The 24,897-nt window shown below is 55.6% G+C and carries 25 protein-coding genes; 11 read left to right on the top strand and 14 right to left on the bottom strand.

Annotation, left to right across the window (positions count from 1 at the left end; all coding sequences use genetic code 11):
* Positions 1–3 precede the first annotated feature (3 nt).
* Positions 4–339, bottom strand: coding sequence for a bactofilin family protein (locus tag B9Z44_RS09535; RefSeq protein ID WP_108359733.1), 336 nt, complete (start codon positions 337–339; stop codon positions 4–6).
* Complete coding sequence (locus B9Z44_RS09530; protein ID WP_108359734.1) at positions 336–944, bottom strand: hypothetical protein; 609 nt, start codon at positions 942–944, stop codon at positions 336–338. The genes B9Z44_RS09535 and B9Z44_RS09530 overlap by 4 nt, the downstream gene beginning before the upstream one ends.
* 136 nt (positions 945–1,080) lie before the next feature.
* On the opposite strand from B9Z44_RS09530, the gene B9Z44_RS09525 reads away from it, so the two are divergent.
* The gene (locus B9Z44_RS09525; protein ID WP_108402301.1) at positions 1,081–1,518 is read left to right on the top strand and encodes a helix-turn-helix domain-containing protein; all 438 of its coding nucleotides are present in this window, start codon (positions 1,081–1,083) and stop codon (positions 1,516–1,518) included.
* A 64-nt stretch (positions 1,519–1,582) separates the two neighbouring features.
* Here B9Z44_RS09525 and B9Z44_RS09520 read toward each other — a convergent pair whose 3' ends face one another.
* Positions 1,583–2,779: a carbonic anhydrase gene (locus B9Z44_RS09520; RefSeq protein WP_170108489.1), complete on the bottom strand. Its 1,197-nt coding sequence runs from the start codon at positions 2,777–2,779 to the stop codon at positions 1,583–1,585.
* A 258-nt stretch (positions 2,780–3,037) separates the two neighbouring features.
* Between B9Z44_RS09520 and miaB the strand changes: the two genes are divergently transcribed.
* Positions 3,038–4,381, top strand: a complete 1,344-nt coding sequence (miaB, locus tag B9Z44_RS09515) for a tRNA (N6-isopentenyl adenosine(37)-C2)-methylthiotransferase MiaB (protein WP_108402299.1) — start codon at positions 3,038–3,040, stop codon at positions 4,379–4,381.
* A 76-nt stretch (positions 4,382–4,457) separates the two neighbouring features.
* Here the strand turns inward: miaB and ffh are convergent, their stop codons facing one another.
* Entirely contained in the window at positions 4,458–5,843 is a 1,386-nt protein-coding gene (gene ffh / locus B9Z44_RS09510) for a signal recognition particle protein (RefSeq protein WP_108402298.1), read from the bottom strand.
* A gap of 56 nt (positions 5,844–5,899) precedes the next feature.
* Here ffh and B9Z44_RS09505 point away from each other — a divergent pair, with 56 nt between their 5' ends.
* The 7 genes from B9Z44_RS09505 (at position 5,900) to B9Z44_RS09475 (ending at position 13,083) form a co-directional block, all read left to right on the top strand.
* Positions 5,900–6,712, top strand: coding sequence for a cytochrome C assembly family protein (locus tag B9Z44_RS09505; protein WP_108402297.1), 813 nt, complete (start codon positions 5,900–5,902; stop codon positions 6,710–6,712).
* A complete protein-coding gene (locus B9Z44_RS09500; RefSeq protein WP_108402296.1) occupies positions 6,709–6,921 on the top strand; it encodes a PP0621 family protein in 213 nt (70 codons plus the stop codon). Before B9Z44_RS09505 ends, B9Z44_RS09500 begins: the two co-directional genes overlap by 4 nt.
* Entirely contained in the window at positions 6,911–7,495 is a 585-nt protein-coding gene (gene ampD / locus B9Z44_RS09495; RefSeq protein ID WP_108402295.1) for a 1,6-anhydro-N-acetylmuramyl-L-alanine amidase AmpD, read from the top strand. The genes B9Z44_RS09500 and ampD overlap by 11 nt, the downstream gene beginning before the upstream one ends.
* Before the next feature lie 353 nt (positions 7,496–7,848).
* Positions 7,849–10,764 (top strand): ribonucleoside-diphosphate reductase subunit alpha, encoded by a 2,916-nt coding sequence (locus tag B9Z44_RS09490; RefSeq protein WP_108359741.1) that lies wholly within the window; start codon positions 7,849–7,851, stop codon positions 10,762–10,764.
* Between the two features lie 84 nt (positions 10,765–10,848).
* Entirely contained in the window at positions 10,849–12,057 is a 1,209-nt protein-coding gene (locus B9Z44_RS09485) for a ribonucleotide-diphosphate reductase subunit beta (RefSeq protein ID WP_108359742.1), read from the top strand.
* A gap of 191 nt (positions 12,058–12,248) precedes the next feature.
* Positions 12,249–12,692: a histone H1-like DNA-binding protein gene (locus B9Z44_RS09480; RefSeq protein ID WP_108402294.1), complete on the top strand. Its 444-nt coding sequence runs from the start codon at positions 12,249–12,251 to the stop codon at positions 12,690–12,692.
* 82 nt (positions 12,693–12,774) lie between these two features.
* A complete protein-coding gene (locus tag B9Z44_RS09475; RefSeq protein WP_108359744.1) occupies positions 12,775–13,083 on the top strand; it encodes a DUF167 domain-containing protein in 309 nt (102 codons plus the stop codon).
* 22 nt (positions 13,084–13,105) lie between these two features.
* On the opposite strand, the gene B9Z44_RS09470 is transcribed toward B9Z44_RS09475, so the two are convergent.
* The 7 genes from B9Z44_RS09470 to B9Z44_RS09440 form a co-directional block, all read right to left on the bottom strand.
* The gene (locus tag B9Z44_RS09470) at positions 13,106–14,005 is read right to left on the bottom strand and encodes a carbohydrate kinase family protein (protein WP_108359745.1); all 900 of its coding nucleotides are present in this window, start codon (positions 14,003–14,005) and stop codon (positions 13,106–13,108) included.
* Positions 14,006–14,039: 34 nt separating this feature from the next.
* Positions 14,040–14,762: a zinc-ribbon and DUF3426 domain-containing protein gene (locus B9Z44_RS09465; RefSeq protein ID WP_108402878.1), complete on the bottom strand. Its 723-nt coding sequence runs from the start codon at positions 14,760–14,762 to the stop codon at positions 14,040–14,042.
* Positions 14,762–15,643 carry a 50S ribosomal protein L11 methyltransferase gene (gene prmA / locus B9Z44_RS09460; protein ID WP_108402293.1) on the bottom strand — a complete coding sequence of 294 codons (882 nt, stop codon included), beginning with the start codon at positions 15,641–15,643 and terminating at the stop codon, positions 14,762–14,764. The genes B9Z44_RS09465 and prmA overlap by 1 nt, the downstream gene beginning before the upstream one ends.
* Positions 15,643–16,992, bottom strand: a complete 1,350-nt coding sequence (gene accC, locus B9Z44_RS09455; RefSeq protein ID WP_108359748.1) for an acetyl-CoA carboxylase biotin carboxylase subunit — start codon at positions 16,990–16,992, stop codon at positions 15,643–15,645. Before accC ends, prmA begins: the two co-directional genes overlap by 1 nt.
* Positions 16,993–17,006: 14 nt before the next feature.
* Positions 17,007–17,459, bottom strand: a complete 453-nt coding sequence (accB, locus tag B9Z44_RS09450; protein WP_108359749.1) for an acetyl-CoA carboxylase biotin carboxyl carrier protein — start codon at positions 17,457–17,459, stop codon at positions 17,007–17,009.
* A 73-nt stretch (positions 17,460–17,532) separates the two neighbouring features.
* Positions 17,533–18,060, bottom strand: coding sequence for a TlpA family protein disulfide reductase (locus B9Z44_RS09445; protein ID WP_108359750.1), 528 nt, complete (start codon positions 18,058–18,060; stop codon positions 17,533–17,535).
* Complete coding sequence (locus tag B9Z44_RS09440; protein ID WP_108359751.1) at positions 18,057–18,647, bottom strand: hypothetical protein; 591 nt, start codon at positions 18,645–18,647, stop codon at positions 18,057–18,059. The genes B9Z44_RS09445 and B9Z44_RS09440 overlap by 4 nt, the downstream gene beginning before the upstream one ends.
* Before the next feature lie 72 nt (positions 18,648–18,719).
* Here B9Z44_RS09440 and mpl point away from each other — a divergent pair, with 72 nt between their 5' ends.
* Positions 18,720–20,162 carry a UDP-N-acetylmuramate:L-alanyl-gamma-D-glutamyl-meso-diaminopimelate ligase gene (gene mpl, locus B9Z44_RS09435; protein ID WP_108402292.1) on the top strand — a complete coding sequence of 481 codons (1,443 nt, stop codon included), beginning with the start codon at positions 18,720–18,722 and terminating at the stop codon, positions 20,160–20,162.
* A 51-nt stretch (positions 20,163–20,213) separates the two neighbouring features.
* Here the strand turns inward: mpl and B9Z44_RS09430 are convergent, their stop codons facing one another.
* From B9Z44_RS09430 to rodA, 3 genes are all read right to left on the bottom strand, one after another.
* Positions 20,214–21,323 (bottom strand): 3-deoxy-7-phosphoheptulonate synthase, encoded by a 1,110-nt coding sequence (locus B9Z44_RS09430; RefSeq protein WP_108402291.1) that lies wholly within the window; start codon positions 21,321–21,323, stop codon positions 20,214–20,216.
* Positions 21,324–21,583: 260 nt separating this feature from the next.
* Entirely contained in the window at positions 21,584–23,044 is a 1,461-nt protein-coding gene (tldD, locus tag B9Z44_RS09425) for a metalloprotease TldD (protein ID WP_108402290.1), read from the bottom strand.
* A 7-nt stretch (positions 23,045–23,051) separates the two neighbouring features.
* Positions 23,052–24,206, bottom strand: a complete 1,155-nt coding sequence (gene rodA / locus B9Z44_RS09420; protein WP_108359755.1) for a rod shape-determining protein RodA — start codon at positions 24,204–24,206, stop codon at positions 23,052–23,054.
* Positions 24,207–24,262: 56 nt separating this feature from the next.
* Here rodA and B9Z44_RS09415 point away from each other — a divergent pair, with 56 nt between their 5' ends.
* Positions 24,263–24,889, top strand: coding sequence for a YqiA/YcfP family alpha/beta fold hydrolase (locus tag B9Z44_RS09415; protein ID WP_211308697.1), 627 nt, complete (start codon positions 24,263–24,265; stop codon positions 24,887–24,889).
* The last annotated feature ends 8 nt before the right edge of the window (positions 24,890–24,897 follow it).

Raw genomic sequence — 24,897 nt, 5'->3', positions numbered from 1 at the left:
GATTCAGCGCTGCGTCATGTCACCTTTGACCTGACCACCGCGCTCAATCTCAATTTCGCCATACGTCACAGCGCCGCGCACGCGGCCTGTGCTGCGCACGATGAGCAACTCGCGGCTGGTCACGGTGTCATTCAACTCGCCTTTGACATCCACAAACTGGGCCGTTGTTTTTCCAGTCACAACCCCTGACGTACCAATCAGCACATCGCGAGCCTCTAGCTCGCCATCGAACTGCCCCGAAATGATGGCTTGATTCGGCGCTTTGATAGACCCTGTGAACACCACACCTTCACCGATGAAGATGCTGTTTTCTTTGGACATGTCGTTTTTATCGTTCATTTTTTGCTTTCAATCATTAAGTTCAAAGATACGCGCACCGCTGCCAAACAATCCTTGGCACTGCCCTTGCCTACAGCTGCTGTACGCAAGCCTCGGAGGTAGAGCGCCCAGATGGTCTGGCAACGCGCGTCAATTCGGTCAAAGCCATTCGCGTGCAAAGCGATGTAAATAGGGGTCATCAGCTTCATGGCTTGGTTGGTAAAGCGCTCCTCGTCCACCACAGACCAGGTCCACGCATAAGTCTGGATAGCCGTTTTAAAGGGCAGCTGACGTAAATCGTATTGGTACATCTGCAGCAAATACGCTTCTACTTGCTCGATGAGGGTGGTGCCCAAGTGGGTGAGGTCTTGCGTCATCAAGGTTTGAATCATGACTTCGTTGCGCGCCACCACGGCATGACACACCAGATTGGATTTGGTGAAACCAAACTCCATCAGTTGAGGAATGGTCATGCGGTTGTCTTTGGCGATGGTGGCCAAGCTCAACGCATCAAATTCGGATGCTTCAATCTTTTGTTGGATGTACGCCACCAAGCTGATGAGGCGGTTTTTCAGCAAGAGCGGCAACTCAACCTCATCACTTTCTTTGATTTTTTGAAAATTCATCGAAAATTTAAAATTAAAAGTTGCTAGCGAATTGAGAAATCTGACAAGATTGTCATAAGAAAGAACAGTCAGGTCTATACGCTCTCAGGCGTATAAAAACAAATCAAACCGATAAAACAAAACCCTTCAAACGCACATGACCGCAGACCTCATCGATCCCCAAGCCGTGCTTCGCCTGCGCGCCATGTGCAAGCTTGACCACGCCCGTGTCGCGCATTTGTGCGGACTGACCGAAGCGCAGGTACGTGAACTGGAAGACGGAGGCACTGGTCAATTCGCATCGCGGGATTTGAAGGTGCAAGCCGCACTCAAAGTGGCCACCACACTGAGCGGCACACAGGCCAATGGCATGCCTGTGGTGAATGTGTTTCGATCGCGCGCAGCCGGCGATGGCTTAGGGGTTCAACTGCCACCCATCCGAGTGGAAGATACGCTGCCGCCCAAACCAAAGTTCCCCGACTCACCTGAGTTCTTCAAGCTGCTGCTGATTTTTGTGGTGGTGGTTTTCCTGTTGGTGGCCGTGGCCATGCCGTTGCTCTACACCTTGCCCTCACCACCTCCCAAGCTTTCTTAATAAAAAAACGCCTGCTCTGTGACACAGAGCAGGCGTTCTTCAAAGACTTGACGCGTCTTGAAAATTAATTCGCGTTGATCTTGCGGCCATTCAAAGGCTGCACAGGACGTGCGTTGCGCTTGAAGGGGAAGTCCACCACTTGCTTTTTGCCGATGTCCACCGGTGTCTTCAAGATGTAGAAGTTGACGCCTTCGGTGCAAGGCGGTGTGGTCAACGAGCCTTCGTAGCTGTAGTGTGTCAAAGCGGCAGGTACCAAGCTGCTGGGGTCAAACTTGACCTTATCCACCACCACCTCTGGGCCTTCTGCCTTGGGTGCGTTGTTCCACAAAGTTTGGATGGCAGCGTTGTCTTTGCCATCGTTGAGCAACACGCCCAACACAGCCAACTTGCCTTCGGCGTTTTTGTGCACAAAGTGCGCCACCATGGCCATGGGCTTGCCGTCAATTTGTTCTTCGCTAGGACGGTGGAAGTGGAATTGCAACAGGTTGTACACATCCTTGTTGATCTTCAAGGTGCTGCCTGGCTCCACGTTCACTTGGATGGTGTGGCCGTTGTTCAAGATTTTCAGCGGGCCTTCTTTGTAGTTGACCACCAACACGTCTTTCGATTTCTCGAAAGGACCGGTGATGTTCAAAGGCGATTGCTTAGTGCCTTTGCCGCACGTGGGGAACTCATCGCCCCAGTTCTCTGGGCCCATCTCGCCCGCGTAGTCCCAATGGACGGCATGGCCTTTTTTGTGGCCCTTGGCTTCTTTCTCGGCAGCACAGTCAGCCAACACTTTGACTTTTTGACCGGCTGCAGCCAAGGCGTTTTGAGCAGCACAAATCGACTTCAAGCGTGACGACCACTCGGCCATCTCCAACGCCTTTTGAAAAGCGCTGATGGTCTCTGGGTCTTCAGCGCCTTTGGTCAACAAGCGCAAAGCGCCCAAGCCCAATTGGCGTTCGCTGGTCACTGGGCCCTTTTGGGCCTTGATGAACGCTTCGTAGTCTTGCAAGACCACGCCATTGCTGAAGGACTCTTTGACCGCCATCATTTGTTGGGCGGCGGGCTCAGCTTCTTCGAGCTTCTCTTTGGCTTCTTCCAATTCCTTGGTCAGCTTTTCAAGTTCTTCTTGCGCTTCGGTTGCGCCTTCGCTGGCTTCTGTCAGCTCGCTCATGACGTGGTTTTTACCGGTGTAGCTCCAGTAGCCGAACGCCAAAGCGCCTGCGAGCAGCAGACCCATGACGATTTCAATGATCAGTCTTAAATAATTTTTCATGGCCATTCACTTGAGTGGGTGCATTAGATAAAGCCTAAAAGCAACGCGCAGCGCACGCGCCTCTTCGGGCAGGTCAGTGGGTATCGGCTTGATTTGTCATAAGCTTTAATATCCACATGAAGCGGCAAATTATTGCCGCAACTGATAAAAGCAATAAACGTGCGCAAGATAAGCCGACACTACAATCACTAGCTTCTTCCACAGCCTCTGGATCAACACCATGAACCGCTGCTTTTATCCCTACGGGGAGGCTCTCGCATGAGCCGCAAAGTCTTTATCAAAACCTTCGGTTGCCAAATGAACGAGTACGACTCGGACAAGATGGTCGACGTGCTGGGCGAAGCACAGGGCTACGAAAAAACCGACGATCCCGAACTGGCCGACCTGATCGTCTTCAACACCTGCTCGGTGCGTGAAAAGGCCCAAGAAAAAGTGTTCTCCGACCTGGGCCGCATCCAGCACTTGAAAGCCAAGGGCGTCAAGATTGCCGTGGGCGGCTGCGTGGCCAGCCAAGAAGGCGACACCATCATTGCCCGCGCGCCCTATGTGGACGTGGTGTTTGGCCCCCAAACGCTGCACCGTTTGCCTGAGCTGCTCAACCAACGCGAACGCTTGGCTAAGCCACAAGTCGACATCAGCTTCCCCGAAATCGAAAAGTTCGACCATCTGCCCCCTGCCCGTGTCGAAGGCGGCAGCGCCTATGTGAGCATCATGGAAGGCTGCAGCAAATATTGCAGCTACTGCGTGGTGCCCTACACCCGTGGCGAAGAAGTGAGCCGTCCGTTTGACGACGTGTTGGTCGAAGTGGCGGGCTTGGCCGCACAAGGCGTGAAAGAAGTCACGCTCTTGGGGCAAAACGTCAACGCTTACCGCGGCGCCATGGGCGGTACGTCTGAGATTGCAGACTTCGCGTTGCTCATCGAGTACGTGGCCGAGATTCCTGGCATCGAACGCATCCGCTACACCACCAGCCACCCCAACGAGTTCACGCAACGCCTGATTGATGTGTACGCCAAGGTGCCTCAACTGGTGAGCCACTTGCACTTGCCTGTGCAGCACGGCAGTGACCGCATTTTGATGGCCATGAAGCGCGGCTATACCGCCATGGAATACAAGAGCACAGTCAAAAAACTGCGCGCCATTCGCCCTGACATGGCCATGAGCTCAGACTTCATCGTGGGCTTCCCCGGCGAGACCGAAGAGGACCACCAAAAGCTCATCAAGCTCATGCACGATGTGTACTTTGACAACTCGTTCAGCTTCATCTTCAGCCCCCGCCCAGGCACGCCTGCGGCCAACCTGCACGATGACACCCCACACGAGGTGAAACTGCGCCGCTTGCAAGAAGTGCAAAAGATCATCGAAGACAACATGCGCGACATCAACGTGCAGCGCGTGGGCACCGTGCAACGTGTGTTGGTGGATGGTTACTCGAAGAAAGACGCCACTGAACTGCGCGCCCGCACCGAGTGCAACCGCATCGTCAATTTCAAAGGCGGCCCCAACCCTGAGCGCCTGATGAACCAACTGATTGACGTGAAGATCACCGAAGCCAACCCGCATTCGCTGCGCGGAGAGGTGTTTGTGAAAGAGTCGGCTTAACACCCACTTTCGTCAGCCATTGAAAAAGCCCTGAGGCCGCGAGGCTTCAGGGCTTTTTGTTTGGAGCGCGAAAGCTTCAGCGCATGCCTGGGAAGCCGCCGCCCCCCATACCGCCCATGCCCTTCATACCGCCGAGTTTTTTCATCATCTTCATCATGCCGCCGCCGCTCATCTTCTTCATCATGGTTTGCATTTGTTCAAACTCTTTGAGCAAGCGGTTCACATCTTGCACTTGCACGCCCGCACCTGCGGCGATGCGGCGCTTGCGCGTGGCTTTGATGAGGTCGGGCTTGCGGCGCTCGAGTGGCGTCATGCTGTGGATGATGCCTTGCTTGCGGCCAATGTCTTTCTCGGCTTTGTCCATGTCCACTTGACCAGCTTTGGCTGCCATTTGCGAAGGTAATTTGTCCATGATGTTGGACAAACCACCCATGGAGCGCATTTGCTGAATTTGCGCGAGGAAGTCGTTCAAGTCAAACGCATCGCCACGCTTGACCTTCTCGGCCAGCTTTTGCGCCGCCGCCATGTCCACACCGGCGGTGACTTGCTCGACCAAGGCCAAGATATCGCCCATGCCCAGCACGCGGCCGGCATGGCGATTGGCATCGAACAGCTCCAAGCCATCCAGCTTCTCACTGGTGCCCGCAAACTTGATGGGCGCACCGGTGATTTGGCGCACCGACAAAGCGGCACCACCGCGTGAATCGCCATCGAGCTTGGTCAACACAATGCCGGTCAAAGGCAGCGCATCGCTGAAGGCCTTGGCGGTGTTGATGGCGTCTTGACCTTGCATGGCGTCCACCACAAACAAGGTTTCAACAGGGTTCAACACGCTGTGCAGATCTTTAATTTCTGCCATCAAGGCTTCGTCAATCGCCAAGCGACCGGCGGTGTCGACCAGCAGCACATCAAAGTAGTGCTTGCGTGCGTAATCCAACGCAGCGCGAGCGATGTCGGCTGGCTTTTGGTCGGGCGTGCTGGGGAACCATTCGGCGCCCGCTTGTGCGGTGACGGTTTTGAGCTGCTCAATGGCAGCCGGGCGGTACACGTCGCCTGAAACAGTCAGCACTTTTTTCTTGCGTTGGTTGATGAGCCAACGCGCCAGTTTGGCAGTGGTGGTGGTTTTACCTGCGCCTTGCAAACCAGCCATCAAAATCACGGCGGGCGGCTGGGCGGCGAGGTTCAAGTCGCTCACACCTTCGCCCATGGTGGCGGCCAACTCTTGGTTGACGATGGCCACCAAGGCTTGGCCTGGCTGCAAGGAGCCAATCACTTCTTGGCCAAGGGCTTTTTCTTTGACGCGGGCAATGAAGTCGCGCACCACGGGCAGCGCCACATCAGCCTCAAGCAAGGCCATGCGCACCTCGCGCAACATGTCGGCCACGTTGCTTTCGGTGATGCGGGCCTGTCCGCTGATGTGTTTGACGAGGCGCGAGAGTTTGTCGGTAAGGGCTGAGGCCATATAAACCCCTTTGAAGGGCTGGTTTTCTGTGTGTAGCGAAACGCTAAACTGTTGCCATGATTTTAGCCAGCGACATCCCGCTCAACCTTTGGCTCGCACTGCCCACAGCAGCCGCTTACGCATTGACGGCACTCATCGGCCCACGCGTGGCCGCCAACATGGGGCACCGCCTCTTGAGCGTGCCTTGGGCTTTGCATGGTCTGGGGCTGGTATTTGCCTTGTTTGCGCCGCAAGATGGCGGTTTGCGCTTTGGGTTTGCGCCTGCGCTGTCGGTCACAGCTTGGCTGATGCTCACGTTTTATGTGCTGGAACAGCATTGGTTTCCCCAACTGCGCACACGCTGGACGCTGTCGATCGTGGGTGCCGCCGTCGTGTTGCTGGCCGCGGCATTTCCTGGCACGGCGCTGCACACACAAACATCGCCTTGGCTGCCACTGCACTTGGCATTAGGCGTTGCCTCTTACGGCTTGTTTGCCGCCGCCGTGGTGCACGCTTGGTTGATGACGCGAGCTGAAAAGAACATGCGCATGGGCGCTGACTCTCATGTGGGCTTGCCTTTGCTCACGTTGGAACGTTTGACCTTTCGTTTTGTGACGGCTGGTTTTGTGTTGCTGACCGCCACCTTGGCCGCAGGCTGGCTGTTTGGCGATAGCCTGTATGGCGCACAAGCCGCTTGGCGGTGGGACCACAAAACGGTGTTCTCGATGCTGTCGTGGCTCACCTTTGCGGTGCTGCTGGTGGGCCGCAGTCGCTTTGGTTGGCGTGGCCGCAAAGCGGTGCGTGTCCTCTACATCGGCACAGGCCTGTTGCTGCTGGGCTATGCGGGCTCACGCTTTGTGCTGGAAGTGGTTTTGGGGCGCGTGACATGAAGTACCTCGTATTGCTGCTCATCGTCTTGGCTGGCATCTGGTGGATTCGCCAGCAGCGAAAGCCAGACCAACCGTCAAGCAAAAAGTCAGGCCCACAAGTGATGGTGCCCTGCGCCCACTGCGGCACCCATGTGCCAGAAGACGATGCCATTCGTGGCTCGCACGGCCTGTACTGCAGCGCTGCGCACCGCGACAGCCATGAAGGCTGAGCCCATGACCGCCCTGTGGCGCGATGGCTGGTATCGCTTTGCCAAGCACACGCCCTCGCCCAACTTTGGACCCCGCCCCGCAAACACCTCGATTGACTTGGTGGTGGTGCACTCCATCAGCCTGCCGCCAGGTGTTTACGGGGGCCCTGAAATTGAAGCGTTGTTCACCAACACGCTGGATTGGGATGCGCATCCCTACTTCCAACACATTCGTGGCGCTGAGGTATCCGCGCACTTTGTGATTCGCCGTGATGGCGCACTCATTCAGTTCGTCAGCTGCGACGACCGCGCGTGGCACGCAGGCCGCTCTCACTACCAAGGGCGTGACAACTGCAATGATTTTTCGATTGGCATTGAACTCGAAGGCTTAGAAGGTCACACCTTTGAAGCCCTTCAGTACGAAACGCTCAGCAGCGTGTGCGCCGCCATCGCACAACATTACACGTTGCATCACATCGCAGGCCATGAACACGTGGCGCCGACGCGCAAACAAGACCCCGGCGCAGGGTTTGATTGGCAACTTTTGCAGCAGTCTTTGGGCTGGTCTGCGAACAGTTTTCCCACGAAAAATTAACTTTTCGTCATCTCTCAAAAAAAAGTTTTTTTGCACAGTGCTTGTGCATTTGAATGACGCGTCTAGACCCCATGCGCATTAGCGCGGGAAATAACTTGCAATGCAGCGCCAGCACTCGATTTTGATAACAAATTCCCGTCGATATTGATCTGCAACGGGGGTCCAAAAGCGTGCATGACGCACCAAGCATTTGTGACATTTTCAAATGTAAGCATTTCCCATCAAAACACTACCTGTAGCGTATTGGCAACCCGCCAAACACCAGATATAGTGTCAACCTGAATTTCACAAAAGCGGTCGCGGCACCGCTTTTTGTACGCACTATCGAACCGCTCACCAGGAAGAAAAAAGACATGCAAACAGCTGAGACCTCTGTGCACGCAAGCCCTATGGGTAACCCGTCTGTCGCGCACGACCGCGCAGCCACCGAGAACCCAACCATGTTGGCGCATTACCAAATCATTCGCCGCAACGGCGCTGTGGTGCCATTCGAACCCGCCAAGATTGCCGTCGCCATGATGAAGGCCTTTTTGGCGGTGCACGGCACACAAGGCGCAGCATCGGCAAGCGTTCGCGAAATGGTTGAGGCGCTGACACAAGCGGTGGTCCGCGCGTTGATGCGCTCACGCCCAGGCGGCGGCACTTTCCACATCGAAGACGTGCAAGACCAAGTTGAATTGGGTCTGATGCGTGGCGGTCACCATGAAATTGCCCGTGCTTATGTGTTGTACCGCGAGCGTCGCAACCAAGAACGTGCGCACATCAAAGAAGAGCAAACACCTGCAGCCCCTGCATTGCACGTGATCGACAACGGCCAACGCGTGGCGTTGGACATGCACAACCTGCAGCGTCTGATCAACGACTCATGCGCTGGCTTGGGCGCTGACGTCAAACCCGATCCCATCATGGCGGAAACCATGCGCAACCTGTACGACGGCGTCCCCATGGACGAGGTCTACAAGGCCGCCATCTTGGCCACGCGCACATTGATCGAGAAAGACCCCGACTACACCTACGCCACCGCTCGCTTGTTGATGCACACCATCGCCAAAGAAGTGTTGGGCAAAGAAGTGCTGCACGCCGACATGGGCCAGCACTACGCCGAGTACTTCCCTCAGTTCATCCAAAAAGGCGTGGACAACGACTTGCTCGACGCAGCCATGTTGCAGTTTGACCTGCCACGCTTGGGCGCCGCCCTCAAAGCAGACCGTGACTTGAAGTTTGATTACCTCGGCCTGCAAACTCTGTATGACCGCTACTTCTTGCACGTGCGCAAGACCCGCATCGAATTGCCACAAGCGTTCTTCATGCGCGTGGCCATGGGCCTGTCGTTGAACGAAGTGGACCGCGAAGCTCGCGCCATTGAGTTCTACGAAGTGCTGTCGTCGTTCGACTTCATGTCGAGCACGCCCACCCTTTTCAACAGCGGCACCTTGCGTTCACAGCTCTCCAGCTGCTACTTGTCCACCGTGCCTGACCACTTGGACGGCATTTACGAGTTGATCAAAGAAAACGCCTTGCTGTCCAAATTTGCTGGCGGCTTGGGCAACGACTGGACCCGCGTGCGCGCTTTGGGCAGCCACATCAAGGGCACCAACGGCGAATCACAAGGCGTGGTGCCATTTTTGAAGGTCGTCAACGACACCGCTGTGGCGGTGAACCAAGGCGGCAAGCGCAAAGGCGCTGTGTGTACCTACCTCGAAACATGGCACTTGGACATCGAAGAGTTCTTAGAACTGCGCAAGAACACCGGTGACGACCGTCGCCGCACGCACGACATGAACACCGCCAACTGGATCCCCGACTTGTTCATGCGTCGCGTGATGGAAAAAGGCGAGTGGACCTTGTTCTCGCCTTCTGATGTGCCTGATTTGCACGATTTGTTCGGTGCGGCCTTCGAAACAGCTTACGTGGCCTACGAAGCCAAAGCCAAGCGCGGCGAAATCAAGCCCAGCAAAACCGTGCAAGCCACCGACATGTGGCGCAAGATGCTCACCATGTTGTTTGAAACAGGCCACCCATGGATCACCTTCAAAGACCCATGCAACGTGCGTTCACCCCAACAACACGTGGGCGTGGTGCACTCGTCTAACCTGTGTACCGAGATCACGCTGAACACCAGTGACACCGAAACTGCGGTGTGTAACTTGGGCTCCGTCAACCTGTCTCAACACTTGAAAGACGGCCCTAACGGCAAAGAACTCGACCACGACAAACTCAAGCGCACGATCAAAGTGGCCATGCGCATGCTCGACAACGTGATCGACATCAACTACTACGCGGTCAAAAAAGCGCGCGACTCCAACCTGCGTCACCGCCCTGTGGGCATGGGCATCATGGCCTTCCAAGACAGCTTGTACGAAATGCGCGTGCCTTACGCTTCACAAGCAGCGGTCGAGTTCGCTGACCGCTCCATGGAAGCCGTTTGCTACTACGCTTACTGGGCGTCGTCAGAGTTGGCCAAAGAACGCGGCCAATACGCCAGCTACAAAGGCTCGTTGTGGGACAAAGGCATCTTGCCCATCGACTCACTCGACATGCTGGCCCAAGCACGCGGCGGCTACCTCGAAGTGGACCGCAGCAAGACCATGGATTGGGACGCCCTGCGCGCCAAGATCGCCAAAGACGGCATGCGCAACTCCAACTGCGTGGCCATCGCCCCAACAGCGACCATCTCCAACATCATTGGCGTGGACGCTTCGATCGAGCCTTGTTTTGGCAACTTGTCGGTCAAGTCCAACTTGTCCGGCGAATTCACGGTCATCAACCACTACTTGGTGCATGACTTGAAGCGCCTTGGCTTGTGGGACGACGTGATGGTGATGGACTTGAAACACTTTGACGGCTCTTTGCGCGCCATCGACCGCGTGCCACAAGAAATCAAAGCCTTGTACGCCACCGCATTTGAAGTGGAAGCCACTTGGTTGGTCGAAGCGGCATCGCGTCGCCAAAAGTGGATTGACCAAGCACAGTCGCTCAACATCTACATGGCGGGCGCGTCTGGCAAGAAGCTCGACGAGACCTACAAGCTCGCTTGGTTGCGCGGCTTGAAGACCACGTACTACCTCCGCACATCCAGCGCACAACAAGTTGAAAAATCAACCGTGCAAGCCGGTTCACACAACGCTGTGTCTTCAGGCCCAGCAGCAGGTGGCATGAGCGCGCTCGAAGCAGCCGCCGCTGCAGCGCAAGCGCAGATGAATGCCATCCCCGCCACCGACATTAAATTCTGCGGCGTGGATGACCCCACCTGCGAATCGTGTCAGTGATACAACAAAAACTTGCAACGAAGTTCACGAATGCTTTGCGTTTGTCTTCGTTGCATTCATAATTCACACATTGGATAATTTTTTATGCTGACCTGGGACGAAGAAGTCAAGCCCTCATCGCCATCACCTCTTGCAAGCGGTTTACCCAACCGCTCGATGGAACTCCCACCTCTTTCTGCGACACCTGCCATGCAGCCTGTTGCGGCTACCCGCACTTTGAATGATGGTGCAACTGCACCTGTTGCACCTGCGGCTTCAGCTGCAGCCAGTAGCACACGCCGTGTCACCGCAGCGGACAAGCGCATCATCAACGGTCAAACCGACGTCAACCAGTTGGTGCCTTTCAAATACAAATGGGCTTGGGAAAAATACCTCGCCACTTGCGCCAACCACTGGATGCCGCAAGAAGTGAACATGACACGCGACATCGCTTTGTGGAAAGACCCAAATGGTTTGACCGATGACGAGCGCCGTTTGATCATGCGCAACCTCGGCTTCTTCGTGACGGCTGACTCATTGGCTGCCAACAACATCGTGTTGGGCACTTACCGCCACATCACCGCGCCTGAGTGCCGCCAGTTCTTGTTGCGCCAAGCGTTTGAAGAAGCGATTCACACACACGCCTACCAATACATCGTCGAGTCTTTGGGCTTGGACGAAGGCGAGATCTTCAACGCGTACCACGAAGTCAAATCCATCCGCGACAAAGACGAGTTCTTGATTCCGTTCATCGACGCGATCATGGACCCCAACTTCCACACCGGCACACTGCAAACCGACCAAACACTCTTGAAGTCGCTGATCGTGTTCGCTTGCTTGATGGAAGGCTTGTTCTTCTACGTGGGCTTCACGCAAATCTTGGCCTTGGGTCGCCAAAACAAAATGACAGGCGCTGCAGAGCAGTACCAATACATCTTGCGTGATGAGTCCATGCACTGCAACTTTGGCATTGATTTGATCAACCAGATCAAACTCGAAAACCCACAACTGTGGACAGCCGAGTTCAAAGAAGAAATCAAAGCCTTGTTCATGCAAGCCGTTGAACTCGAATACCGTTATGCAGAAGACACCATGCCACGTGGCGTGTTGGGCTTGAACGCATCCATGTTCAAAGGTTACTTGCGCTACATCGCCAACCGCCGCGCCACGCAAATCGGTTTGGAAGCCCTGTTCCCCAATGAAGAAAACCCGTTCCCTTGGATGAGCGAGATGATCGACCTCAAGAAAGAACGTAACTTCTTTGAAACCCGTGTGATCGAGTACCAATCTGGTGGTGCTCTTTCCTGGGATTGATGGCTTAAACACACACATGTCACCCAATTTGTCCACCACAACTACAAACACCCGCTCACGAGGTGTGGTGGTGGACGCACCCTGTTCATGGGGTTGGACCCGGGTCCAGCGCCATGAATCGCTTTGCACACAAAAAACCGTGCGAAGTGTTTTTCACCCAATGATCTAAATTCGATCTAGGAGAACAGAAAATGGCAACTGCAAAAAAATCGGCTGTTAAAAAAGCCCCTGCAAAGAAAGCTGTCGCGGCCAAAAAGCCAGCAGCTAAAAAAGTAGCGGCTAAGAAGCCTGCTGCCAAAAAAGTTGCAGCTAAAAAGCCAGCAGCTAAAAAAGTAGCAGCTAAGAAGCCTGCTGCCAAAAAAGTTGCGGCCAAAAAGCCAGCAGCTAAGAAAGTAGCAGCTAAGAAGCCAGCCGTTAAAAAAGCTGCCGCTAAAAAGCCTGCTGCCAAAAAAACAGCCGCTAAAAAAGTAGCAAAGAAAACAGCTGCTAAAAAGCCTGCTGCCAAAAAACCAGCTGCGAAAAAAGCCGCTAAAAAGCCTGCTGCAAAGAAAGCTGCGAAAGCACCCGCTGCCCACGCACAGACAACGTTAAACCCGCAAGCTGCTTGGCCTTTCCCAACAGCTAGCAAGCCTTAATCTGTATTGATCAAGGCAACGGTTGACCGTTAGCTCAAGCCCGATACCGCAAGGTTTCGGGCTTTTTCTTCATCCCTCGCTCATGAACCTACCTGCCACCTCTTACCTTCGCTTGGAAAAAACAGGTGCAGTGATCGTGGACATCCACGTCATTCCCAACGCCTCGCGCACACAGGCTGACGGCTCTCACGATGGCGCATTGCGTGTGCGTTTGCATGCGCCCCCCGTAGATGGCAAAGCCAATTTGGCGCTCATCGCCTGGCTCGCAGACGCATTGGGCGTTGCCAAGCGCGATATCGAACTGGTCCGTGGGCAGACTTCCAAACGAAAACAGCTGCGGATCAACGCAGCTGCTTGTGTCAAAGCCGAATGGTCAGCCTTGGTCGGTTAAGGCGCGAACAGCGCCTCACCTTTTACGCAATGGTCAAACCTTCGACAGAGTAGTTTTGGGGACCGCGTTGCGCAATTTTGAGTGCGCCCACTTGGTTACCCAAAGCAGCGCACTTGGCCAGTGACCAACCTTGCTCCAAGCCAAACAACAACGCACCGCGCCATGCATCGCCACAACCCGTGGGGTCCACCACCGCAGCGGCTTTGACAGGCGGCACAAGGGTTTTTTCGCCATCGACCCACACTTCACAGCCTTCGGCACCCAATGTGACGATCAGGCCTTGTACGCGGCGTGAAATGTCTGCATGGCTCAAGCCTGTGCGGTCACTCAGCATCTTGCCTTCGTAGTCGTTCACGGTGACCCAAGTGGCTTGGTCGATGAAGCGCGACAAATCAGCGCCATCAAACATGGGCAGGCCTTGGCCTGGATCGAACACAAAAGGAATGTCTGCGGCTTTGAGCTGCTCAGCGTGCTGCACCATGGCATCACGGCCATCGGGCGAAATGATGGCCAGCTTGATGTCGGAGCGCTTTTCAATCTGCGTGATGTGCGCTTGCATCATGGCGCCAGGGTGGAATGCCGTGATTTGGTTGTTGTCACGGTCGGTCATGATCATCGCTTGTGCGGTGTACGTGTCTGACACTTGGCGCACGAACTCGGTGGAAATGCCCAAAGTTTCCAAGCGCTGCAAGTAATCGGCAGCATCTGTGCCCAAAGTGGCCATGGGCAACGGTGTGCCGCCCAAAGCTTTCAAACTGTAGGCAATGTTGCCCGCGCAGCCACCAAAGTCACGGCGTAAGGCCGGCACCAAGAACGACACATTCAAGATGTGCAGTTGGTCAGGCAATATTTGCTCAGCAAATCGGCCTTCAAAGCTCATGATGGAGTCGAACGCGAGCGAGCCGCAAATCAGCGATGCCATAAAAACTACTTTCGAAAATTAAAGAAGAAAAACGTTAAGGATAAAAAACGAGAGCGCGGAAACCTGTGATGCGCTTGCTGACCTTGTCGTCCAAATCAAAATTCAGGGTTGAACGCACATCGCGCAAAGCTTGCACGTGGTCTTTGGCCGACAGCTCGTCAGCCGTGAACACGCGACGCACCAAGACTTGGTCTTGCAAGTCGGTCAGACTTAACTCCAAAGCAGGCATGGCCACAGCATGGTGTTGCGTGTTCTTCAAACGCAACTGAACGATATAGCCACCGTCTGGGTTTTCGGTGAAGCTGCTGCTTTCAATCAGGACGGCATCGGGCTCACGGGGCCAAGTGACTTCGCAGGCGCACATGGCTGACAGCAGGGGGCGCAAAGCGGGTTCTTCGGCAGCCAACCAATTGCGTTGTGCCACCAACAACTGCATCAGCAATGCGAGCACCAACACGCCCGCGCTGATGACCCATTTCAAGGGCAGTGCAGCGTCTGTATCGTCAGCTTGTGCCGCTTGAACCGAAGGCTTCACTTCGTTCGCAACAACCGCAGGTGACATTGCAGCACGAAACAACGAAGGTGCCTCGGCATTGGGCAGCGGTGCGACTGGAATATCTGGCGGCGTCTCAAAATGCAGCGCCGCCTCAAACACATGCGAACAACGACCACACCGCACCCACCCTTTGGCCAGCTCAAGCTGTTGGGGCGACACCTTGAAGGCGGTCTCGCATTGGGGGCAGTGGGTGATTTGCATCAGCAGTGGGCGGTCATCAAAATCCAGCCGTCTTCAGAGTCGCTCACTTGCAAGGTGCAATACGGCGCGTAAGCGTCTTTGAGTTCTTGAGCTTGTCGCTCAAGGATGCCCGCCAACACCAAGTTGCCGCCAGCAGCCACGTGGCTGCGCAGCAGCGGTGCCAACACTTTGAGCGGTGTCGCCAAGATGTTGGCCAACACAGTTTGGTAATGGCCTGTGGCTTTGTCAGGCAAGCCCGCATTCAAGCGCACATTGTTCGCGTCAGCATTGAGAACGGTGGCCGTGACAGCCGCATCGTCAATATCGACCGCATCAATCGTGCTTGCGCCATGCAAAGCCGCACCAATGGCCAAAATGCCAGAGCCGCAACCGTAATCGAGCACACGTTGGTTGGCCACATCGTGCGTGGCAATCCAACGCAAACACATGCGTGTGGTGGGGTGCGTGCCTGTGCCAAATGCCAGACCGGGGTCTAGGCGAATGACTTTTTTCGCTTGCTCAGGTGGCTCATGCCATGTGGGAACAATCCAAAACTCAGACGTGATTTCCACAGGCGCAAATTGCGACTGCGTCAAACGCACCCAGTCTTGGTCAGCCACGGGCTGAATACCCAACACTTCGCTGCCAGCAAAGAAGTCTTGCAAGGCCAACAACCGCGATGCGTCTTTGGCCACAGACTCCTCGGCAAACAAGGCCACGATGCGCGAGCGCTTCCAACCTTCTTTGGGGGGCGGCATGCCGGGTTCGCCAAACAAGGCTTGCTCGGCATCGGTTTGGGCATCGACGTCTTCGACGGACACACTCAAAGCGTCGAGTGCATCCAGTGCCTCGCAGACAGCTTCGACGCTGTCTTCGGGGCACATCAGTCGCAGTTCAAACATCAGCGCTTGTGAGCAGCGAGCCACTCTTCCAAGTAGTGAATGTTGGTGCCACCGGCCATGAACTTGGCGTCCACCATCAACTCGCGGTGCAGAGGGATGTTGGTGTTGATGCCTTCCACCAATGTCTCAGCCAAGGCGGTGCGCATGCGTGCCAACGCTTCGTCACGGGTGTCACCGTGCACGATGATTTTGCCGATCATCGAGTCGTAGTTTGGCGGCACGTAGTAGTTGGTGTAAATGTGTGAGTCCACGCGCACACCGGGGCCGCCAGGGGCATGCCACATGGTGATGCGGCCAGGTGATGGGATGAACTTGAACGGATCTTCCGCGTTGATACGGCATTCGATCGAGTGGCCACGCACTTCGATGTCGCGCTGCGCGAAAGGCAACTTCAAACCTGCGGCCACCATGATTTGTGTTTTCACGATGTCCACGCCAGTGATGTATTCCGTCACGGGGTGTTCCACCTGCACGCGGGTGTTCATTTCAATGAAATAGAACTCGCCGTTTTCGTACAAAAACTCAAACGTGCCGGCACCGCGGTAGTTGATCTTTTTACAAGCCGCCGCGCAACGCTCACCGATCTTCTCGATCAACTTGCGTGGAATGCCGGGTGCTGGTGCTTCTTCAATCACTTTTTGGTGACGACGTTGCATCGAGCAATCGCGCTCGCCCAAGTACACCGCGTTCTTGTGCTTGTCAGCCAAGATTTGAATTTCGATGTGGCGTGGGTTTTGGAGGTATTTCTCCATGTACACAGCAGGGTTGCCAAAGGCAGTGCCCGCTTCGGCTTTGGTCATCGCCACCGCGTTAATCAAAGCAGCTTCGGTGTGCACCACGCGCATGCCACGACCACCACCACCGCCAGCGGCTTTGATGATGACGGGGTAACCCACGCTCTTCGCAATGCGCTTGATCGCGGCAGGATCGTCAGGCAACTCGCCTTCAGAGCCCGGCACGCAAGGCACGCCCGCTTTGATCATGGATTGCTTGGCCGACACTTTGTCGCCCATGATGCGGATAGATTCAGCGGTGGGGCCAATGAACTGGAAGCCGCTTTTTTCAACGCGCTCCGCAAAGTCAGCGTTTTCGCTTAAGAAACCGTAGCCAGGATGAATGGCCTCAGAGTCCGTCACTTCAGCGGCTGCAATGATGGCAGGCATGTTCAGATAGCTCAGCGTCGAAGCCGCTGGGCCAATACAAACAGCTTCGTCGGCCAACTTGACGTATTTGGCGTCGCGGTCGGCTTCGGAATACACCATCACCGCTTTGACACCCAGCTCGCGGCAGGCGCGTTGAATGCGCAGCGCGATTTCGCCACGGTTGGCGATCAGGATTTTTTTAAACATGGGAAGCCCGCCTGTTATTCAATGATGAACAGGGGTGCGCCGTATTCCACTGCTTGGCCGTTTTCAGCCAAGATCTTGGTGATGGTGCCGGACTTGTCTGCTTCGATCTCATTCAAGATCTTCATGGCTTCAATGATGCAGATGGTGTCGCCTTCTTTGACTTGCTGGCCCACTTCGGCAAATGACTTGGCGCCAGGGCTAGAAGAACGGTAGAACGTGCCCACCATGGGCGACTTGACCGTGTGACCAGCAGGTGCAGCTTCCACCACAGGTGCAGGCGCTGCAGCAGGTGCAGCCGCCACAGGCGCCGCAACGGCAACAGGCGCAGCCATTTGCGTCACCATGGCCACAGGGGCTGGCGCACTCTTGACGATACGGACCGTGCCTTCTGCTTCAGTGATTTCAAGTTCAGACACATTGGAATCGGAGACCAGGTCAATCAACGTCTTGAGTTTTCGCAAATCCATAACTACACCTTATTTGTTGTAAATAACACGCTAATTTACACCAATTTGCAAGCCGACAACACACCGTAGGGCATTAGATCGTCCAGTTTTTGATATCTTCTGGTGTCAATTTGCCCAATTTGCGTTGTAAAAGTGCACCTTGGCCATCTAAAACGACCGTAAAAGGCAGGCTACTTTGTTCATTTCCCAGCATCTTCCCTAATTCTGTGCCATTTAGCCCCGCGAGGCCGATGCTGTAATCCACTGGAAATTGGTTGAGAAATTGCTTGACGCGACTGGGTTGGTCAATGGCCAGACCCACCACCTGCCAGCCATATTGTTTATTTTGACGAAAGAACGCATCAATTAACGGCATTTCTTCAACACATGGCGGACACCACGTGGCCCAGAAGTTAAGAACCAAAGGTCGTCCCTTCAAACTAGACATCAGCAAAGACTCACCAGAAGGCATCGTGAACTCAGATGACCAAAGTGCCTGCATGGCATCTGGTGCCAACGCACGTGGTGCGTGACGTTTCCAAGCAATACCAGCCCCTGCCAATCCGGCCAAAGCCGCAACGCCTGCAAACATCGCAGTACGCCTATTTGTTTTAAAAATCATTCAACGTCCTTCATTAAGCTTTTTAATGCAGACAAATCACCGCGCTGAGAAAGGCCTTTGGCATCTGGTTTCAAGGCGCCGCGCAAGTCGTCCAAGTCGTAAATCATCAGATGCACCAAGACTTTTTGGGACAGGCTTGGGCAACTGCTCAAGATGCTCAACGCATCCACCGCCTCCCCCTGGAAGCCTTGAACCGTGCTGACCTCGTAGCGCACATTGTGGTCAATGAGGCTAATTTCAGCTGATTTGGAGTCATCGCAAAACAACTGTAGATAAATGTCAGACAAACCGGTGGCCGTACCGCGCCACACGGCCCCGCCCAAGTGAGGACGGAAAGCTGCCATGCGCTCCATCCACACGATGGCGAGCTCACGCAAAGCGGCAAGCTCGGCAGGCTGGGTGTCGGCACAAAACAAGTCCAAATACTCACGCACGGCGTCTTCGACTTGGTCGTTGTTCGGCAGCTGCGCACGTGCATTCAAGCCCAGTTGCTTGACCGCGCGGCGTTTGGCGGGCCCGTACTCAAGCCCTTCTTCCACGACCATGCGCGCCGCCGTGGCTGCAATTTCTTCTTGAACCGTATTCATATAGACGCGATTGTGGGGCCACCCACACCGACTCGCTCAAGCTAGCCCGAAACACCCTCCTAAAATGGGTGGATGCATATACATATTTTAGGAATTTGCGGCACGTTCATGGGTGGACTGGCTGCGTTGGCGCGTGAAGCGGGCCACAAGGTGACAGGTTGCGATGCGGGTGTCTACCCGCCCATGAGCGACCAACTCCGCGCCTTAGGAATTGAGCTGATTGAAGGTTTTGATGCCGACCAAATGGCTTTGAAACCCGATGTGTACGTGATTGGCAACGTCGTGTCACGCGCCCGCTTGGCCGACGGTTCACCCAAATTCCCGCTAATGGAAGCCATTTTGGAAAGCGGCGCCACCTACACCAGTGGCCCCCAATGGCTGGCTGAACATGTGTTGCACCACCCCAGCCAGCCTCGCCACGTTTTGGCAGTCGCGGGCACCCACGGCAAAACCACCACCACATCTATGCTGGCTTGGATTCTTCAAGCGGCTGGCTTGGAGCCCGGCTTTTTGGTCGGCGGCGTGCCCATGAACTTTGGCGTGTCGGCTCGTTTGGGTCGTTTGAGCTCAGAAGCCGACGTAGCCACCCACAAACGCACACCCTTCGTGATTGAAGCCGACGAGTACGACACCGCCTTCTTCGACAAGCGCAGCAAATTTGTGCATTACCACCCGCGCACGGCCATCTTGAACAACCTTGAGTTTGACCACGCCGACATCTTTGACAACCTCGCCGCCATCGAGCGTCAGTTCCACCACTTGGTGCGCACTGTGCCCGGCAGCGGTCGTGTGGTGGTCAACGCCGATGAAGACAGCTTGCAACGCGTGTTGGACCAAGGTTGCTGGAGCGGCGTGGCCAAATTTGGCGGGAGTGCCAACGCAACAGGCGCAGACGGTTGGTCCGTGCAAGGTGAGCCCGACAACTTTGCAGTGCTGCACCACGGCAAAGAGGTGGGGCGCGTGCAATGGGACATCACCGGCGTGCACAACCAACTCAACGCCTTGGCCGCCATCGCAGCTGCCGAACACTTGGGCGTGACACCCGCGCAAGCGGCTGCTTCGTTGACTGAATTCCAAAACGTACGCCGTCGCATGGAAGTGCGCGGCACTGTGCCGCGCGCCGGTGGTGACATCACGGTGTACGACGACTTCGCCCATCACCCCACCGCCATTCGCACCACCGTCGATGGTCTGCGCCGCAAAGTGGGCCCGAACGCACGCATCTTGGCGGTGTTTGAACCACGCAGCAACACGATGAAACTGGGCACGATGAAATCACAACTGCCTTGGAGCTTGGAATACGCGGATCTCGCGTTTTGCCACTCGGGCGGCTTAGATTGGGATGCCGTAGAAGCGTTGGCCCCCATGGGCGCGCGCGCTTGTGTCGCAGGCTCGATCGATGCGGTCATTGCCCAAGTGGTCGCCGCTGCGCAAGCGGGCGACCATGTGCTGTGCATGAGCAATGGCGGGTTTGGTGGCATTCACGCCAAACTGCTCGCTGCCTTGGCTGGCTAAGCTCACTGGCAACCTACTTGGCGAGGCCACGGATGACCTCGCCCAAGCCCCTTAAGCGCGCTTGCGACGCGCTGCCACAGCCTCAGACAACACGTCCAACGAAGCGACCGAGTCATTCCAATCCAAGCACGCGTCGGTGATGCTCTTGCCGTATTCCAGTTGAGACACATCGTCTTTGCCTGGCGTGAACTTTTGAGCGCCACCCAAAATGTGGCTTTCAATCATCACGCCAAACACTTGGTTTGAACCACCGCTGATTTGATCGGCAATGTCTTTCGCCACCACCAGCTGACGCTCGTGTTGCTTGCTGCTGTTGGCGTGGCTGCAGTCCACCATCAATGAGGCAGGCAACTTGGCTTTGGCCAATTCTTCGCAAGCGGCAGTCACGCTGACGGCGTCGTAGTTCGGCGTTTTACCGCCGCGCAAAATCACGTGGCAGTCTTTGTTGCCCTTGGTTTGCACAATCGCCACTTGGCCGTTTTTATGCACCGACAAGAAGTGGTGCGCGCCAGCAGCGGCTTGGATCGCATCGGTCGCAATTTTGATGTTGCCATCGGTGCCGTTCTTGAAACCGATGGGTGCAGAAATACCCGAGGCCAATTCGCGATGCACTTGGCTCTCTGTCGTGCGCGCCCCAATCGCGCCCCACGAAATCAAGTCGCCAATGTATTGCGGGCTGATGGCATCCAAAAACTCGCTGCCCGCAGGCAAGCCGAGGCGGTTGATTTCAATCAGCAACTGGCGTGCAATGCGCAGGCCTTCGTCGATGCGGTAGCTCTCGTCCAAGTACGGGTCGTTGATCAAGCCCTTCCAGCCCACGGTGGTGCGTGGTTTTTCGAAGTACACGCGCATCACGATTTCCAAGGTGTCGGCGTATTTTTCGCGCAGCGGTTGCAAGCGACGCGCGTAGTCAATCGCGGCAGCAGGATCATGGATAGAGCATGGACCAATCACCACCAGCAGGCGGTCATCTGTGCCGTGCATGATGTTGTGAATGGTTTTGCGGGTCTTGGTGATCAGCTTCTCCACGGGCGTACCCTGAATGGGGAAGAAGCGAATCAAATGTTCGGGAGGAGGCAGCACGGTGATGTCCTTGATACGTTGATCGTCGGTTTGACTTGTGTTTTCAACGTGGCTTGGATAACTGGTGTTCGTTTTCATGGTCTCGTCCTGAAGTTTGAAAAAATGATTTAAGAATTCGGCAAAAAAAAACCGCCGGGGGTCCGGCGGTTGGTTTGGGAGTTCAGAGCGTTTGGGCTACGTTCAGATCTCTCGACCGCCGTGGGGGCGTGAGATAAAAAAGTAAGCAAAATAAAAACGGGCTGAATTCATGAGTTGGAATGTAGCACAGAGATTCTGGCAGTTTGCTGACAAGTGGCTAGGGTTTACGCGAGACGCTTGGGCTGTTCCGCCCACGGCATTTATGCCGTTCCACCCACAGTCAAACCATCAATACGCAAAGTCGGTTGACCCACACCCACAGGCACGCTTTGGCCTTCTTTGCCGCACGTACCGACACCGGGGTCGAGCTTCATGTCGTTGCCAATCAAGCTCACACGCGTCAAAGCATCGGGTCCGTTGCCCACCAAGGTCGCACCTTTGACGGGGTATTGAATCTTGCCGTTCTCCACCCAAAACGCTTGGCTGGTCGAGAACACAAATTTGCCCGAGGTGATGTCCACTTGACCACCGCCGAAGTTCACGGCGTACAAGCCCTTCTTCAAGCTCGACACAATTTCTTCGGGTGATTTGTCGCCGCCCAACATATACGTGTTGGTCATACGTGGCATGGGCACGTGCGCGTAGCTTTCGCGACGGCCATTGCCTGTGGGCTTTACACCCATCAAGCGGGCATTCATGCTGTCTTGGATGTAGCCCTTCAAGATGCCATCCTCAATCAACACATTGCGTTGGCTGGGGTTGCCTTCGTCGTCCACATTGAGTGAGCCACGACGGTCAGGAATGGTGCCGTCATCCAACACGGTCACGCCTTTGGCGGCCACGCGTTGGCCAATGCGGCCGCTGAATGCGCTTGAGCCTTTGCGGTTGAAGTCGCCTTCCAAGCCGTGGCCAATCGCTTCGTGCAACAAGATGCCGGGCCAACCTGGGCCCAACACCACGCTCATCTCGCCCGCAGGGGCTGGGCGCGCATCGAGGTTGGTGAGTGCGAGTTGCACGGCTTCGTCTACATAGCTTTGCGCCAGCGCATCATCGAAATGGTCTAAACCAAAGCGGCCACCGCCACCAGCGGAGCCCACTTCGCGACGGCCATTTTGTTCAGCAATCACGGTCACGCTCAGGCGCACGAGGGGGCGCACATCAGCGGCCAAGGTGCCATCGGCACGCACCACCATCACCACGTCGTACTCGCTAGCCAAACCAGCCATGACTTGAATGATGCGTGGGTCTTTGGCGCGGGCCATTTGTTCAACGCGGCCCAACAGTTCAACTTTTTCAGTGCTGTTGAGCGAAGAAATCGGGTCCAAGCCACCATACAAAGAACGGCTAGACGCCACCTTGCGCGTGGGCACTTTGACACGGCCACCTTTGGCCGCGGCGCCAATCGTGCGCACGGTGCGTGCTGCGTCCATCAAGGAGGCTTTGGAAATATCGTCGGAATAAGCAAAAGCCGTTTTTTCGCCGCTCACGGCGCGCACGCCTACGCCTTGGTCGATGCTGAAAGAACCTGTCTTGACAATGCCCTCTTCCAAACTCCAGCCTTCGGCACGGGTGTATTGAAAGTACAAATCGGCTTCGTCGACCTTGTGCGCTTTGATTTCGGCCAATGTTTTGGCCAAGTCGGTTTCGTCCAAACCGAAAGGCTCTAACAACAGTTGACGGGCAATGGCCAATCGCTCAAGGGTAGGTTCGCGTGAAATCATGCAGGAATTATGACTGCACCAACTGTTTGGCCTTGGCCACCGACATCAATATCCCTAAGCCCAACCCCAGCGTCACCATGGCGGTGCCGCCGTAGCTGATGAAGGGCAATGGCACACCCACCACAGGCAGCATGCCGCTGACCATGCCCATATTCACAAACGCGTAGATAAAGAGGCTCAAGGTCACGCTACCGGCCAACAAACGGGCAAACAAGGTGGGGCCTTCCACCGCAATGGCCAAGCCGCGCAGAATCAAAAAGATGAAGGCAGCGATCAGCATCAAGTTGCCGATCAAGCCAAACTCTTCACCAAACGCAGCAAACACAAAGTCAGTGGTGCGCTCTGGGATGAAGTCCAAATGGGTTTGGGTGCCTTGCATGAAGCCTTTGCCCCAGAAGCCGCCAGAACCAATGGCAATCATGCCTTGGATGATGTGAAATCCTTTACCCAAGGGGTCTCGCGACGGGTCTAGCAAGGTACAAATACGTTGTTGCTGGTAGTCATGCAGGATGGGCCAACGGAAACCATCAGCGCACAAGGTGGGTTCAAAGAACACCACCAAGCCCACGCCCACCACCCCCATGAGGATGGGCGGCACGATCAGCCACCAGCTCAAACCTGCAAAGAAAATCACGGCCATGCCAGCAGACAACACCAAAATGGCAGTTCCCAAATCAGGCTGACGCACGATCAGGGCCACAGGCACGATCAGCAGCAATCCCGCCACCAAAAAGTCGAGTGGGCGCAACTGACCTTCGCGCTTTTGAAACCACCAGGCCAGCATCAGCGGCATCGCAATTTTCATGATCTCGCTGGGCTGAATGACCACGCCCACATTGAGCCAGCGCCGTGCGCCCTTTTTGGTCAAGCCAAACAGCGCCACCGCCACCAGCAGAGCCACGCCCACGGTGTAGAGCGGAACCGCAAACGCCATCAAACGCTGTGGCGGAATTTGGGCCACCACAAACATGATGAAACCGGCAATCAGCATGTTGCGGCCATGGTCAAAAAAGCGCGCACCGTTGGCAAAACCTGACGAATACATGGTCAACAAACCCGCACACGCCAACAAGAAAATGCCAAACGCCAAGGGACCATCAAATCCTTTGAGCAAAGGCATCAGGCGCTGAAATGGGCTGGGTTTGTGGATGACGGTGGACATGACCGCGATTATCCCCTGTCGCAGCCGATGGCCTGCGGGCACTGCTAGCATTTGGCATGCCCCTGAAAAATATCCCGCGAGACATCCCACAGCCCACCACTCACGTGTTGTATTTGCACGGGTTTCGCTCCTCGCCGCAGTCCACCAAAGCTCAACAAATGACCAAAGTCATGGCCGAGCAGTACCCACATATCACCTGGTGGTGCCCGCAGCTGCCACCATCCCCCCAAGCAGCGGTGGCCTTGATCCATCAAGGCACAGCCGATTGGCCTGCACACCGCATGGCAGTGATGGGGTCGTCACTCGGCGGGTTCTACGCCACATGGCTGGCCGTCCAACGCGGCTGCAAAGCGGTGTTACTCAACCCCGCCATTGACCCCGCCCGCGACTTGGCGACATACATCGGGGAGCAAACGGCATGGCACGACCCCACTGAACGTTTTTACTTTGCGCCTGAATTTGTAGACGAATTGCGCGTCCTAGAAGTCGGCCCCCTGCCCCACCCCGAGCGCGTTTGGGCCCTCATTGCCAAAGGCGACGAAGTGCTGGATTGGCACGAAATGACAGTCCGTTACCCAGGCTCGCAGCAAGTGGTCATGGAAGGCGGCGACCACGCCATCAGCAACTTCGAAAGCTACCTGCCACAAGTGCTGGCATTTCTAGATTTACAGCCGGGCGTTTAAGCCGGGCA

The organism is Limnohabitans curvus (assembly GCF_003063475.1).
Lineage (GTDB): Bacteria > Pseudomonadota > Gammaproteobacteria > Burkholderiales > Burkholderiaceae_C > Limnohabitans > Limnohabitans curvus.
Note: the sequence above shows the minus strand (reverse complement) of the source record. Positions and strands in the feature narration are given on the sequence as shown.